Genomic DNA, 14,926 nt, shown 5'->3' on the forward strand with positions numbered 1-14,926 from the left:
GCACAATGGCCGCCATAATGCCCGAAGCGACTGAGCACGGCAGCCTTATTCAGTGGGTTTGCGGCCCATCACTGAACTGCAACGCCGCCAACCGCGCATACAGCGGATTGCTTGCGATCAGTTCCTGGTGCGTACCAATGGCCACTAACTTGCCTTGATCCATCACCGCGATGCGGTCGGCGTTTTTCACCGTGGCCAGGCGATGCGCGATCACCAGGGTGGTGCGGTTTTGCATCAGGCTCGGCAGCGCTTCCTGAATCAGGTGTTCGCTCTGCGCGTCGAGGGCGCTGGTGGCTTCGTCGAGCAGCAGTATCGGTGCGTCCACCAGCAATGCGCGAGCGATGGCCAGGCGTTGGCGTTGACCGCCGGACAGGCCGAGGCCGCCGTCACCCAGATGGGTCTGGTAGCCATTGGGCATTTGTTCAATGAAGTCGTGGGCGTGGGCGATCTTCGCCGCCTCCACTACTTGCTCCAGCGTCGCGTTTTGGCAGCCGTAGCGAATGTTTTCTTCGACGCTGCCGAAGAACAGCGCCGGGGTCTGTGAGACCAGTGCAAAGCAACGGCGCAAATCCAGCGGATCAAGGCTGGTCAGCGGCACGCCGTCGATGAGGATCCGCCCCTCACTTGGATCATAGAACCGCAGGAGCAAGTCGTACACCGTGGACTTGCCCGCACCGGACGGCCCGACCAGCGCCAGTGTTTCGCCCGCATTGATCGTCAGATTCAAGCCGTCAACGGCGTATCTTTCTGGACGCGAAGGGTAGGAAAAACGCACGTCATGCAATGCCAGTTCGCCTCTGACCCGCTCCGGCAACTTCACCAGACCACTGGCCGGCGGCTGAATGATGTTCTCCGAACGCAGTAGTTCGGCGATCCGCTCCGCCGCACCCGCGGCGCGCTGCAGCTCACCAATCACTTCGCTCAAGGTGCCGAAAGCGCTGCCGACGATCAGGCTGTAAAACACGAACGCCGCCAGCTCACCGCCAGAAATGCGTCCGGCGATGACGTCCATGCCACCGACCCAAAGCATTACAGCGACAGCGCCGAGCACCAGCACGATGACCATGGTGATCAACCACGAGCGCTGATAAATGCGTTTGCGTGCAGTGTCGAAAGCCTGCTCGACCGTCGTCGCAAAACGCTGCTCATCCTGCACCTGATGGTTGTAGGCCTGAACGGTTTTGATCTGACTGAGGGTTTCGGAAACATAGCTGCCGATGTCGGCCACCCGATCCTGGCTCAGCCGCGACAGGTTGCGCACACGGCGTCCGAAAATCAGAATCGGCGCGACCACCAGCGGTAACGCAATCACCACAATGCTGGTGAGTTTCGGGTTGGTAATGAACAACAGGACGATCCCGCCGATGACCATCAACAGATTGCGCAGGAACATCGACAGCGACGAACCGATCACCGATTGCAGCAGCGTGGTATCGGCAGTCAGACGCGATTGAATTTCCGAGCTGCGGTTATCTTCATAAAACCCGGGATGCAGATAAACCAGATGATTGAACACTTGCCGACGAATATCGGCCACAACGCGTTCGCCAATCCACGACACCCAATAAAATCGCGCGAACGTACCGATCGCCAGACCGACCACCATCAACATGAACAGTCCGATGGACTGGTTGAGCAAATGCGGCGATTGGGTCATGAACCCGCGATCGACCATCAGCTTGATGCCCTGCCCCATCGACAACGTGATGGCAGCAGTGACAATCAGCGCGAGCAGCGCCCACAGCGCTTGCCACCGGTATGGCGCGAGAAAACGGCTCGTCAGGCGGATGGCGCGACGGTGTCGGGGAGTAAGCAACGAGATCATTCAGGTTCACATCCATGTTGAGGAATAGGCCAGCCTAGACCATCTAAATGGGGTGGAACTCTGTAAATCACAATGAGTCAGGTTAATTATGACCGTCAAGACTAGGGCCTAGATGCTATTGGTCTAAAGCCCCGGTTGAGACAAACGGTCATTTCTGTTTGAGTGGAGATGCCGTTGGGAACGACCGCAGGGAGCTGTCACAGCCCGGTCACCTGACGGTTTTAACCTAGGCGCACAACCTGATGAGGAGACAGGCCATGTCCTTGCAACACAGCAGCGAAGACAAGATTGAAGTGATCCGCACCAAACCCGGCCAGACTCTGGGTTGCTCGATTATCGATGAGCATGGGCGCGAAGTACCGATCACTGAAGACATGATCCAGCAAGCATGCAGCGAACTGGAGAAGCGATTGGTCAAGCCTGCCGAACAAGAGTGATATAGCCAACGTCTTCCTGACCCGGCCCCTTTTGGCCGGGTTTTTTCTGCCTGCGTTTTTAGATCGCTACCGCGCCCAGCGCCGCCACGATCTGGCGCAACGCTGACGACTCACCTTCGATTCGCACTTTCAGACCTTCAATCTCGCGCCGTGCCGGATACTGCTTGCGCAGCACATCGAACGCCGCACGCTGTTCACCGACATTGCCTACAAGACTGCGGCGAAAATCCGCGTCGTCACGGCGCGGGTCGTACACGCCACGGCATAACATCGCCAGCGCCCAGGCCGGATCGGTATCGGCATGCAGGGAAACTTCTGACAACCATGGTGCCGGCAGCAAATCGCTCAATTGAATGTTCGCTGGCTGGCCGACGAATTCGCAGTACGCCTGATAGATCTGCGCTGTCCCGCGCTGTTTGCCGTCGAGGCTATAACCGGCAATGTGCGGCGTCGCCAACACACAGAGATCGGCCAGCGCCACATCGACTTCCGGTTCTGCTTCCCAGACATCGAGCACCGCTTGCAAGTCTTCGCGCTCCAGCAAGACTTTGCGCAGTGCGGCGTTATCCACCACCGGGCCGCGAGCTGCGTTGATCAGCCAGGTTCCGGACTTGAGTTGCTGCAAACGCTGCTGATCAAACAGGTGCCAGGTCGCGCCTTCACCGCTGCGGGTCAGCGGGGTGTGCAGACTGATCACGTCGCACTGCTCGATGATCTGCTCAAGGCTGACATAGTCGCCCCCCTCGGCGGCCTGACGCGGCGGATCGCAGACTTTTACGTTCCAGCCCAAGCCTTGCAGGACCGTGATCAATCGCCCGCCGACTTCACCGGCACCCACGACGCCATAGGTGCGCTGATTCAGATCGGCGCCTTCGATTTCGGCCAGCGTCAGCAAACTGCCAAGCACATAATCGACCACGCCACGCGCATTGCAGCCGGGCGCACTGGACCAGGTAATGCCGGCCTCGTTGAAGTAGTCGAGGTCCAGATGATCCGTGCCGATGGTGCAGGTGCCGACAAAACGCACCTGGCTGCCCTCAAGCAGCGCGCGGTTGACGTTAGTCACGGAACGCACCAGCAACACGTCGGCCTCGGCAACCGTGGCGCGGTCGATGGAGCGGCCCGGCACGCGGCGGATCTCGCCGAAACCGGCAAAAAAGGCATCGAGCAGCGGGATGTTTTCGTCGGCAACAATCAGCATGGCGGGGCTCCTTGGGCGGATCGGCAGTTTAGGTGCAGATCCGTTGATGAGCCAGCAGGCTATACGATTACAAATGCGCAACAGAGGATTTTTCCTGACCATGGCGTCAGCGGCGTAGAATGCCCCGCCTTGCGTATCAACCCCTAGTGGACGCTTTGCCTGTGAATTCCGTAACTGAACAACCTGCCGTTGCCCTGAATCGCCCCGCCCGAATTCGCCTCGAGCTGAAGACGCTGCTGACCCTCGCGCTGCCGATCATGATTGCGCAACTGGCGACCACCGCCATGGGCTTCGTCGATGCGGTGATGGCCGGCCGCGTCGGGCCCAAAGATCTGGCGGCAGTCGCGCTGGGCAACTCGATCTGGGTGCCGGTGTTTCTGCTGATGACCGGCACCCTGCTGGCCACCACGCCGAAAGTCGCCCAGCGTTTTGGCGCCGGCACCCACGGCGAGATCGGCCCGATTGTGCGCCAGGCGTTATGGCTTGCGCTGGTGGTCGGCCTGATCGCCACCGCGATGCTGATTTGCGCCGAACCGATCCTGCATTTGATGAAGGTCGATCCCGAGCTGATCGGCCCGTGCATGCAATATCTGCATGGCATCGCTAGCGGTTTGCCTGCGGTGGCTTTCTACCATGTGCTGCGCTGCTTCAGTGATGGCCTCGGTCGCACCCGTCCGGCGATGGTGTTGGGCCTGTGCGGTCTGGCGCTGAATATTCCGCTGAACTACGTGTTCATTTATGGCCACTTCGGCGTGCCGGCCATGGGCGGCGTCGGTTGCGGCTGGGCCACGGCGATTGTGATGTGGGTGATGACCTTGGGTCTGGCCGGTTATGAGCGCTGGGCGCCGGCCTACAAATCCAGTGAGCTGTTCAGCCGTTTCGACTGGCCGCAATGGGCGGTGATCAAGCGCCTGCTGGCGATTGGTCTGCCGATCGGCATCGCGGTGTTTGCCGAGTCGAGCATCTTCGCGGTGATCGCGCTGCTAATCGGCAGCCTCGGTGCAACCGTGGTTGCCGGGCACCAGATCGCACTGAATGTCAGTTCGCTGGTGTTCATGATTCCGTATTCGCTGGGCATGGCGGTCACCGTACGCGTCGGCCAGGCTTTGGGCCGTGAAGAGCCGCGTGAAGCGCGGTTTGCCGCAGGTGTCGGCATGGGCACCGCGCTGGCTTACGCCTGCCTGTCGGCGAGCATGATGCTGCTGATGCGCGAGCCCATCGCTGCGATCTACACCGCCGATCCGACGGTCATTCACATCGCCGCGATGCTGATCGTGTACTCGGCGCTGTTCCAGTTTTCCGATGCGATTCAGGTCACCGCCGCTGGCGCCCTGCGTGGTTATCAGGACACCCGCGTGACGATGATCCTGACCCTGTTCGCTTATTGGGGCATCGGGCTGCCGGTGGGTTACGCCCTCGGCCTCACCGACTGGCTCGGCGAGCCACGCGGCCCGAGCGGTTTGTGGCAAGGCTTGATCGTTGGGCTGAGTTGCGCGGCGGTGATGCTGTCGATCCGCCTCGCCCGCAGCGCTCGCAAGCGCATTCGAGTCAGCCGTTCGCCGGGCTGATCGGGCATAAAAAAAGACCTGCAGATGCAGGTCTTTTTTTTGCCTTGCGATCAACCGGACTTCTTGCGAATCCAGTACAGATAGGTGCCGGCATCTTCGTGCTGGCCGACCAGTTCGTGGTCGAGAAACACGCAGAACTTGGGAATGTCGCGGCGGGTCGAGGGATCGGTGGCGATCACCTTGAGCAGCCCACCAGGCACCAGGTCACGGATGTGCTGGTGCAGCATCATCACCGGCTCCGGGCAGTTGAGCCCGGTGGCGTCGAGGGTGCCATCGACCGGCGTATCAAGCATTTCACTCATGATTCACTCCTGAAACTGGCCGGCATTGTCGCGCATTGCCGGGTGTTTGGTCACCTGTCGCACCCTCAGCGGGTTTTCGGTTTCTTCATGTCATGCCGACGTAGATGGCAGGTCACTTCCTCGCGGTCGTGATACAGCTGCTTGCAGCCGATATCGACCTTGATCCCGCGCGCCTTGAAACCATCGGCGATGCGTTCGAGCAGACGCTTCACTTCGGCATAACGCTGTTTCATCGGCAGCTTGAGATTGACCACCGCTTCACGGCAATGGCCCTCGCCGATCCACTCTTCGAGCATCGCCGCGTTGCGTGCAGGTTTCTCGACGATGTCGCAGACCATCCAGTCCACCGGTTGACGCGGTTTGAAGGTGAAACCGTCGGCCATCAAGTGCTGCACCAGACCGGTGTCCATCAGGCTTTCAGCCATCGGGCCGTTGTCGATGGCAGTCACCAACATGCCACGGTTGACCAGTTGCCAGGTCCAGCCGCCCGGCGCGGCACCAAGGTCAACGCCGGTCATGTCGCTGTGCAGACGCTCATCCCACTGATCGCGCGGGATGAAATGGTGCCACGCCTCTTCCAGCTTCAAGGTTGAGCGGCTTGGCGCCTCGCGCGGAAACTTCAGGCGCGGAATGCCCATCGGCCACATCGCCGAATTGCCCGGCTCGGCCAGACCGAGAAACACTTCGCGGCCACTCTTGAAGGTCAGCAGCAGACGCGGCTTGCTGGCGTCGTCCACCAGTTTGCCGGCGCCGGTCAGGGCCTTGCGCAGCGGGCCTTCGAATTTCTTGCAGAAGTTCGACAGTTCTTTGCCATCGTTGGTATCGACGACTTCCAGCCACAGGCTGCCGCACACCGGGAAATCGGCCATCTGCGCGAGGATCACGCTGATGCGGTCGGTTTCCGGCAGATCGATGAACAATCCGCGCGCCCATTGACGCGGGAAGATCAGCTCGGCGAAACGCTGGCCGCGCATCAGGCGCTCGGCGCCATCGGCTTCAGTGCAGACGAATTCGGCGCAAGCGCTGACCGCTTTGGCCTTGGCGTAGCCGGACACGTTCAACTGTGCGGCGAGATCGGAAATTTCCGAACAGACTTCGCCTTCGAAACCTGGCCGGCAATGCATGAATAGGGTGTTCATTCTTACTCCTGGGCAGAGGGCGGACATTCGGCCCCTGCGCGATGCCCAGACTTGCGTTGAAGCAAAGCCTGTCACGAAAACCGGCGCATGATAGCCGATGTCGGAACCTTGGACTTGCCCATAGAGTCCAGTAATTAGCCTTAAGCGCCAAACGGGACTAGGTTTAAGCCTCAGTCCGAGCCCTCAATCCGTAGCCGTGCGGATTCGAAAGGAGTCATTTCAATGCCGTCCCTCGATAGCCTGAAAACCCTTAAAACCCTGCAAATCGATGCCAAGACCTACCACTACTTCAGCCTAGCGGAGGCCGCCAAAAGCCTGGGCCACCTCGACAAACTGCCGATGTCGCTGAAAGTTCTGCTGGAAAACCTGCTGCGCTGGGAGGACGAAAAAACCGTCACCGGCGCCGACCTCAAGGCGATTGCCGCGTGGCTCAAGGAGCGCCGCTCCGACCGCGAAATCCAGTACCGCCCTGCTCGCGTATTGATGCAAGATTTTACCGGCGTTCCTGCCGTGGTTGATCTGGCCGCAATGCGCGCCGCCATGGCCAAGGCTGGTGGCGATCCACAACGAATCAATCCGTTGTCGCCGGTGGATCTGGTGATCGACCACTCGGTGATGGTCGACAAGTTCGCCAGTCCCAGTGCGTTCGAGCAGAACGTCGACATCGAGATGCAGCGCAACGGCGAGCGCTACGCCTTCCTGCGCTGGGGACAGAGCGCTTTTGACAACTTCAGCGTCGTGCCGCCGGGCACCGGGATCTGCCATCAGGTCAACCTTGAATACCTCGGGCGCACCGTCTGGACCAAAGAAGAAGACGGCCGCACCTATGCGTTCCCCGATACGTTGGTCGGCACCGACTCGCACACCACCATGATCAACGGCCTCGGCGTGCTCGGCTGGGGTGTGGGCGGGATCGAAGCGGAAGCGGCGATGCTCGGGCAACCGGTGTCGATGCTGATTCCGGAGGTGATTGGTTTCAAACTCACCGGCAAGCTCAAGGAAGGCATCACCGCCACCGATCTGGTGCTGACCGTCACCCAGATGCTGCGCAAGAAAGGCGTGGTCGGAAAATTCGTCGAGTTTTATGGCGACGGTCTGGCCGACCTGCCGCTGGCGGATCGCGCGACCATCGCCAACATGGCCCCGGAATATGGCGCCACCTGCGGTTTCTTCCCGGTCGACGACGTCACCCTGGAATACCTGCGCCTGTCCGGCCGGCCGGCTGAAGTGGTGAAACTGGTTGAGGCTTACACCAAGGCGCAGGGGCTGTGGCGTCTACCGGGTCAAGAGCCGGTGTTCACCGACAGCCTGGCACTGGACATGGGCAGCGTCGAGGCCAGCCTCGCCGGGCCGAAACGTCCGCAGGACCGGGTTTCGCTGCCGAATGTCGCACAAGCCTTCAGCGACTTTCTCGACCTGCAATTCAAACCGACCAGCAAAGAAGAAGGACGCCTGGAAAGCGAAGGCGGCGGCGGTGTCGCGGTGGGTAATGCCGATCTGGTCGGCGAAACTGATTACGAGTCTGAAGGGCGCACCTATCGCCTGAAAAACGGCGCGGTGGTGATCGCCGCGATCACTTCCTGCACCAACACCTCGAACCCGAGCGTGATGATGGCCGCCGGTCTGCTGGCGAAAAAAGCCGTGGAGAAAGGCCTGACGCGCAAACCGTGGGTCAAGACTTCGCTGGCGCCGGGTTCGAAAGTGGTGACCGATTACTACAAGGCAGCCGGGCTGACGCAGTATCTCGATCAGTTGGGGTTCTCTCTGGTCGGTTACGGCTGCACCACCTGCATCGGCAATTCCGGGCCGCTGCCGGAGCCGATCGAGAAAGCTATCCAGAAAGCCGACCTCGCCGTGGCTTCGGTGCTGTCCGGTAATCGCAACTTTGAAGGTCGAGTGCATCCACTGGTGAAAACCAACTGGCTGGCCTCACCACCCTTGGTAGTCGCTTACGCCCTGGCCGGCAGCGTGCGCACTGATATCAGCAGCGAACCGCTGGGCAATGATCAACAGGGCAATCCGGTGTATCTGCGCGATATCTGGCCGAGCAGTAAAGAGATCGCCGATGCGGTCAGCCAGGTCAGCACCGCGATGTTCCACAAGGAATATGCCGAAGTGTTTGCCGGCGACGAACAGTGGCAAGCCATCGAAGTGCCGCAAGCGGCGACCTATGTGTGGCAGGACGATTCGACGTACATCCAGCACCCACCTTTTTTCGATGACATTGGCGGACCGTTGCCGGTGATCAAGGATGTGCAAGGTGCACGCGTACTGGCGCTGCTCGGCGACTCGGTGACCACCGACCACATTTCTCCTGCCGGTAACATCAAGGCTGACAGTCCGGCCGGGCGTTACCTGCGCGAGAAAGGTGTGGAACCGCGCGACTTCAACTCTTACGGCTCACGTCGAGGAAATCATGAGGTGATGATGCGTGGCACCTTTGCCAATATCCGCATCCGTAACGAGATGCTCGGCGGCGAAGAAGGTGGCAACACGATCTATATTCCGACCGGGGAGAAACTGCCGATTTACGACGCAGCGATGCGTTATCAAGCCTCGGGCACGCCGCTGGTGGTGGTTGCCGGCCAGGAATACGGCACTGGCTCCAGTCGTGACTGGGCGGCTAAAGGCACCAATCTGCTTGGCGTGAAAGCGGTGATTGCTGAAAGCTTTGAGCGCATCCATCGTTCCAACCTGGTGGGCATGGGTGTGTTGCCGCTGCAGTTCAAACTGGATCAGAACCGCAAGAGCCTTAACCTCACGGGCAAGGAGACCTTCGAGATTCAGGGGCTGACAGGTGTCGAGCTGACGCCCCGGATGAATCTGCCGCTGGTGATCACCCGCGAAGATGGGCGCCAGGAAAAAGTCGAGGTGTTGTGCCGGATTGATACGTTGAATGAGGTGGAATACTTCAAGGCTGGCGGGATTTTGCATTACGTGTTGCGCCAATTGATCGCTTCATAAAACAACCAGATACGCAAACACCGCCAATTGGCGGTGTTTGTTGTTTGGGACGGACGCTTTTCGACAGACGAAAAAAAACCCGCCGAAGCGGGTTTTCCCAAGACCATTATCGACTCCCTGTCGGCAGCGATCCTTGCTAATGGTCGATCATCCATGATCCTGAAACACTCCCTGTGCTTCAGTTGATGTAGCTAGATTACGCGCTGGATCCAATCGGCAATAGTCGTCAAAGCTACCATCGCGTGTAAGACATTCGCTATAGCGCTCCTTCCGTAAACCCCTAGGGATGTCAGGCCTCAAGCGCCGAAGCCGCGAGTTTTGCGACCTGCAGCTGTCCGGCAGCCGCTTTTTGATCATCATCCTCCAGAAACCACGCAGCGGATAATCCGGCGAATGCCAGCACCCATTGCAGCAACCTTTCACGATCCAGCGCGGCTGCCTCGACGATGACTTTTATTTGTCGCAGGAAACGCTCGGGATCGGTGGCGGTCGGCAGCTCCGGGTTGCAGATCAGGTTGGCGTAGTCATAACCGCGCTCACCCCGGACGCGTTTAGGGTCGATGGCCAACCAGCCGCGCGGACCGAAATCGAGAACGTTGTCGTGGTGCATGTCGCCGTGCAGCACGACAACGTCCTGAGGATTGGCGAGCAAGGCTTCCGCAGTTTGCAGGCTGCGGGCGTAAAGCCCGCCGTGTTGAGCCGCAGCGGAGGTCAGCGAGGCAAACCACGTCTCCAGCTCGACCAGTTGCGGGGGTGGCGTCGGGCGCGGCGCATGTAACCGCGCCAGAGCCATACACATGATCCTGGTGGCTTCATCATCGTGATCGTTGAGCGCCATATGCATTAGCGAGCGCTTGCCCGTGGCGCGCTCCAGCAGCAAAGCATCCGCAAAATGAGCGAGCACCCGAGCGGTGCCGTCGCCTGCCCACCAGGTCATCAGCAGATTGCCGTATTTCTCCTCGGCATCCACTGCCAATTTGAGCATGGCGGGCGTATTGCCCTGACGCACCGGTAACAGACGACTACCTGGTGTGATTATCGGCGCGCCGTCCGGCACCAATGCCCAGCGCCTCAGCCACACATCAAACACATCGAGTTCAGCCACCTTCACGTTCGCGGGCACTCTCGGTCAGGAAATGCTCAAGTCGACTCAATTGCTCTTCCCAGCCACGGCTATCCATGTAGTACGCCTCTTTCTGACGAATGTCGGGAATATGCGCGAAACCCGACTCGGAGACCTTGAGCAGCGTGCCTTCCTCGTAGTCTTCAAGTTCGAACTTGACCAGGGTGGTCGGCTCCTGCGAATAGTCGATCTTCGGATTCACCGCATACGGATGCCAGCGAAAGGAAAACAACTGCTGCGGCTCGACTCGCTCGACCAGCACATTCCACAGCACATGCTCATAACCGGGATACGTGACCTGCCCCTGTGTCCACTCCCCCGCAATAAACCGCCGATCTTCCAGCGCAACGCCAAACCACTGCCCAAACGCCTCGGCATCCACCAGCGCGCGCCATACATGCGAACGCGGCGACTTGAGCGTGATTTTCCGTTCAAAGCTATTCGGTACTGGTTTCATACGTCACCTCCTGTTCTGAACAGTAGGCTTGTATGACCACATGTCCAACCTGAAGTTGTATCAATCCAGTGCAACAGGCTCGCTTCAAGGAAACATCTGGCGGCATTAACTGGCGCCTGTTTTGCAGATTGTGAGCAATTCTTAGCGTCGAACCTGCTACCGTTTCTAGCGATTTTGCACAACACAAGGATGTAACCATGCAGCCTTCCCTTCTCGAACGCTACCGTGGCGCCCTGCTCGGGCTGGCTTGCGGCGACGCAGTGGGAACCACTGTCGAATTCCAGCCGCGCGGTTCGTTCCAGCCGCTGACCGACATGGTCGGTGGTGGGCCCTTCCGCCTGAAGCCGGGTCAATGGACCGATGACACCTCGATGGCGTTATGCCTCGCAGAAAGTCTGTTGAATAAAAACGCGTTCGACGCATCTGATCAGATGGGGCGTTATCTCAATTGGTGGCAGTGGGGTTATCTGAGTTCGACCGGCGAATGCTTCGACATCGGTATGACAGTGAGCCGGGCGCTGGCCCGCTATCAAAATACGGGAGAGCCTTTCGCTGGCTCCACCGATCCCGACACCGCCGGTAATGGTTCACTGATGCGTCTGGTACCGGTCGTTCTGTTTTACTTTCCCGATATGCTGCAAATCAAACAGTTCGCGGCTGAGAGTTCGCGAACCACGCACGGCGCGCCCGAGGCTATCGAGTGCTGCGAATTGTTTGCAGAACTGATCGGCAAGGCACTGCAAGGGGCTTCAAAGGCCGACCTGCGCAGCCTGCCGCACACAGTCTTCAGCCAACCAAAAGTTGCCGCGATTGCACATGGTGATTACCTGGAAAAAAACCTGAGTGAAATACGCGGCAGCGGCTACAGCGTGGACTCTCTGGAAGCAGCTCTGTGGTGTTTCCAGCACACAGAGAGCTTCGCTGAGGCAGTCCTGCAAGCGGCCAATCTGGGGGATGACGCCGACACCACCGCTGCTATCGTTGGTCAATTGGCGGGGGCTTATTATGGAGTCCGCGCAATACCGTCCAACTGGTTGGCACAATTGCATGAGGGTGAAGACATCGCGGCGATCGCGGAACAGCTGTTCGACGCATCGAGACTGCGCGGACATTGTTAAGCAAGCAGAATCCGGGACTTGTGTAGACTCAGTGATTACTCCAACGATCCCCCCGGAGTTGAGCATGCAGCTCTAGCGAAATACCAGCTTGTGCTTGGCGCTGCTGAGCCTGCCATGCATGCCTTTCCAGACTTTGACAGAGAGATGTTCCATGTCCCCACGCCTGCTGCTGATTTTGACACCATTATTCTTGACCCCCCTCGCCCATGCAGCCTTCGACTGCGCCCATGCCAGTGATCAGGCGACCATGAATCAGTGTGCATCGCAGGAAAACAAAGCGGCGGACAAGGAACTGAACACGGTGTATCAGCAGATCATCGCGCGATTGAAGGACAATCCAGACAGCAAAAAGCTGCTGGTAAGCGCACAGAAGGCGTGGATTGGATTTCGGGATGCCGAATGCAAGTTTTCCGCATCGGGAGTTGAAGGTGGGAGTGTTTACCCGCTGATCCTCAATAACTGCATCACCGGGATAACCAAGGTCAGAACCGAGGCTCTCAAGCAGTATTTGAAGTGCGAAGAGGGTGACATGAGCTGCCCGGTACCCGGCGCCTGATCATCGCTACTGCTCGAGGGCCTGCCTCAGGCGTGCCTCACTCTGCATGACGTTCAGAGCTAAACGTGAGGATCACCGGGTGCTTTGGCAGGGGCTGCATATTGCGGCTTGAGGTGACCATCCTGGTCGAGCAGCCAGGCGTCCATGATCTTTCGCACGACGGGGCCGGCAACACGACCACCCGCCTCGCCGTTTTCGATCATCACTGATATTGCGATCTTCGGATGCTCGGCCGGGGCAAACCCAACGAACAAGGCGTTGTCGCGGTGACGTTCGAGGGTTTTCGCACGGTTGTAACGCTCACCCTGCTTGATCGCCACCACTTGCGCGGTACCGCTCTTGCCAGCGATGCGATATTGCGCGCCGGCCGCTGCCGCTCGTGCAATGCCGCGGGCGTCGTGCATGACCATCTGCATACCGTGGTTGACCTGCTCCCAGTCGCGCGGGTCCTTGAGCAGGATGTTCGGCATCGGGTGTTCGTCCACTGGCGCTACGCCGTCGACGGTTTTCGCCAGATGTGGACGGTTCCACACGCCTTTGTTGGCGATCAGAGCGGTGGCCTGGGCCAGTTGTAGCGGTGTGACTTGCATGTAGCCCTGACCGATGCCGAGAATCACCGTCTCACCGGGGAACCAGGCTTGGCGACGGGTTGCGCGTTTCCAGGCCTGGGACGGCATCAGACCGGAAGACTCTTCGAACATATCCAGCGAGACCTTTTCACCTAGACCGAACATCGCCATGTAGTCATGCAGACGGTCAATGCCGAGCTTGTGCGCCAAGTCGTAGAAGTAGGTGTCGTTGGAGCGCATGATCGCTGCGTCCATATCCACCCAACCGTCGCCGCTGTGGTTCCAGTTGCGGTACTTGTGATCGAAATCCGGTAGTTGGTAATAGCCTGGATCGAAGACGCGGGTCTGCGGGGTGACAACACCAGAATCAAGTCCGGCAATCGCGACCTCTGGCTTGATGGTCGAACCCGGCGCGTAAAGGCCGCGCAGCACGCGATTGAACAGCGGACGGTCGATGGAATCGCGTAGTGCCGAATATTCCTTCGAACTGATGCCGGTGACAAAAAGGTTCGGATCAAAGCTTGGATTGCTGACCATGGCCAGCACTTCGCCGGTCGAAGGATCCAGCGCGACTACCGATCCACGACGATCACCCAACGCAGCTTCAGCGGCTTGCTGCAATTTGACGTCAAGGCTCAGGACGATGTTTTTGCCGGGTATCGGGTCGGTGTGTTTGAGCACTCTGAGTACGCGGCCCTGCGCGTTGGTTTCTACTTCTTCGTAACCGACGTGGCCGTGCAACTGAGGCTCGTAGAATCTTTCGATACCGGTTTTGCCGATGGACTGGGTGCCGCGGTATTCAACGGAGTCGAGGATCTTGGATTCTTTTTCGTTGATGCGGCCGACGTAGCCGATGGAATGCGCGAAGTGCGCACCCAGTGGGTAGTTACGAACGAACTGCGGCTCGACGTCCAAACCTGGCAGACGAAACTCGTTGACCGCCAACACAGCGATCTGCTCTTCGGTAAGTTCATAGAACAACGTCACCGGCGTGAACGGATGGCGCGATTGCTTCATGGCCTTGTCGAACACCGAGCGATCTTCACTCGGGAGGTGCAACAGGCTGATGACTTCGTCCAGTTCTTGATTGACGTTGTCGGCGCGCTCGCGGGTGATGGTCAGGTTGTAGCTTGGGCGGTTATCCGCGAGCAGCACGCCGTTGCGATCGTAGATCAGGCCACGTGTCGGGGGAATCGGCAGGACATGAACACGATTGTTCTCGGAGATGGTTGAGTGGTAGTCGAATTCCACAACTTGCAGGATGTAAAGACGCACCACCAGCGCACAGCTGATCGCGAAGACGAGTAAAGCGCAAGCGATCAGCCGCTTGTTGACCAGCCGCGTCTCTTTCTCGTGATCCTTGATGGGTATTGGTTCAGGCATTTCTGCAGCAACTCTTTGAAAAATGAACGCCGATCCTTGGGCATGACGTCAGTCCGTTAAAAAACGAGCTGCACCATACCAAAAACCCGGCAGTCCTACAGAGAGAATTCCCTGAATGGTTGGAGTGGCGACGGCGGGAGGATGGAATTCGAGCACTTTTTCGCAGGCAAAACAAAACCCCAACTGCTTTCGCAATTGGGGTTTCGGAATTTAATCTTGACGATGACCTACTCTCACATGGGGAAACCCCACACTACCATCGGCGATGCATCGTTTCACTGCTG

The 14,926-nt window shown here is 58.9% G+C and carries 12 protein-coding genes; 5 read left to right on the forward strand and 7 right to left on the reverse strand.

The genetic code is table 11. From position 1 onward, the window contains the following. Positions 1–49 precede the first annotated feature (49 nt). Positions 50–1,825 (reverse strand): ABC transporter transmembrane domain-containing protein, encoded by a 1,776-nt coding sequence (locus ACP7BN_RS11440; RefSeq protein WP_426204127.1) that lies wholly within the window; start codon positions 1,823–1,825, stop codon positions 50–52. Between the two features lie 257 nt (positions 1,826–2,082). Between ACP7BN_RS11440 and ACP7BN_RS11445 the strand changes: the two genes are divergently transcribed. Beyond that, a complete protein-coding gene (locus ACP7BN_RS11445; protein WP_420650636.1) occupies positions 2,083–2,262 on the forward strand; it encodes a PA1571 family protein in 180 nt (59 codons plus the stop codon). Between the two features lie 58 nt (positions 2,263–2,320). On the opposite strand, the gene pdxB is transcribed toward ACP7BN_RS11445, so the two are convergent. Beyond that, entirely contained in the window at positions 2,321–3,463 is a 1,143-nt protein-coding gene (pdxB, locus tag ACP7BN_RS11450) for a 4-phosphoerythronate dehydrogenase PdxB (protein ID WP_426204128.1), read from the reverse strand. Positions 3,464–3,624: 161 nt separating this feature from the next. Between pdxB and ACP7BN_RS11455 the strand changes: the two genes are divergently transcribed. Next, the gene (locus ACP7BN_RS11455) at positions 3,625–5,031 is read left to right on the forward strand and encodes an MATE family efflux transporter (RefSeq protein WP_426204130.1); all 1,407 of its coding nucleotides are present in this window, start codon (positions 3,625–3,627) and stop codon (positions 5,029–5,031) included. 50 nt (positions 5,032–5,081) lie between these two features. Here ACP7BN_RS11455 and tusA read toward each other — a convergent pair whose 3' ends face one another. Next, positions 5,082–5,333 (reverse strand): sulfurtransferase TusA, encoded by a 252-nt coding sequence (gene tusA / locus ACP7BN_RS11460; protein WP_426204132.1) that lies wholly within the window; start codon positions 5,331–5,333, stop codon positions 5,082–5,084. Positions 5,334–5,398: 65 nt separating this feature from the next. Continuing rightward, positions 5,399–6,472, reverse strand: coding sequence for a 23S rRNA (cytidine(2498)-2'-O)-methyltransferase RlmM (rlmM, locus tag ACP7BN_RS11465; RefSeq protein WP_426204134.1), 1,074 nt, complete (start codon positions 6,470–6,472; stop codon positions 5,399–5,401). Between the two features lie 222 nt (positions 6,473–6,694). On the opposite strand from rlmM, the gene acnA reads away from it, so the two are divergent. Next, complete coding sequence (acnA, locus tag ACP7BN_RS11470; RefSeq protein WP_426204136.1) at positions 6,695–9,436, forward strand: aconitate hydratase AcnA; 2,742 nt, start codon at positions 6,695–6,697, stop codon at positions 9,434–9,436. A gap of 289 nt (positions 9,437–9,725) precedes the next feature. On the opposite strand, the gene ACP7BN_RS11475 is transcribed toward acnA, so the two are convergent. Further along, positions 9,726–10,526: an aminoglycoside phosphotransferase family protein gene (locus tag ACP7BN_RS11475; protein WP_426204158.1), complete on the reverse strand. Its 801-nt coding sequence runs from the start codon at positions 10,524–10,526 to the stop codon at positions 9,726–9,728. 7 nt (positions 10,527–10,533) lie between these two features. Further along, positions 10,534–11,016, reverse strand: a complete 483-nt coding sequence (locus tag ACP7BN_RS11480) for an SRPBCC family protein (protein WP_426204138.1) — start codon at positions 11,014–11,016, stop codon at positions 10,534–10,536. A gap of 197 nt (positions 11,017–11,213) precedes the next feature. On the opposite strand from ACP7BN_RS11480, the gene ACP7BN_RS11485 reads away from it, so the two are divergent. After that, complete coding sequence (locus ACP7BN_RS11485) at positions 11,214–12,134, forward strand: ADP-ribosylglycohydrolase family protein (protein WP_426204140.1); 921 nt, start codon at positions 11,214–11,216, stop codon at positions 12,132–12,134. Positions 12,135–12,285: 151 nt separating this feature from the next. Continuing rightward, positions 12,286–12,690: a lysozyme inhibitor LprI family protein gene (locus ACP7BN_RS11490; protein WP_426204143.1), complete on the forward strand. Its 405-nt coding sequence runs from the start codon at positions 12,286–12,288 to the stop codon at positions 12,688–12,690. A 59-nt stretch (positions 12,691–12,749) separates the two neighbouring features. Here the strand turns inward: ACP7BN_RS11490 and mrdA are convergent, their stop codons facing one another. After that, positions 12,750–14,642 carry a penicillin-binding protein 2 gene (gene mrdA / locus ACP7BN_RS11495; protein WP_426204145.1) on the reverse strand — a complete coding sequence of 631 codons (1,893 nt, stop codon included), beginning with the start codon at positions 14,640–14,642 and terminating at the stop codon, positions 12,750–12,752. Positions 14,643–14,926: the final 284 nt, after the last annotated feature.

The organism is Pseudomonas sp. TWP3-1, from assembly GCF_049896625.1.
Lineage (GTDB): Bacteria > Pseudomonadota > Gammaproteobacteria > Pseudomonadales > Pseudomonadaceae > Aquipseudomonas.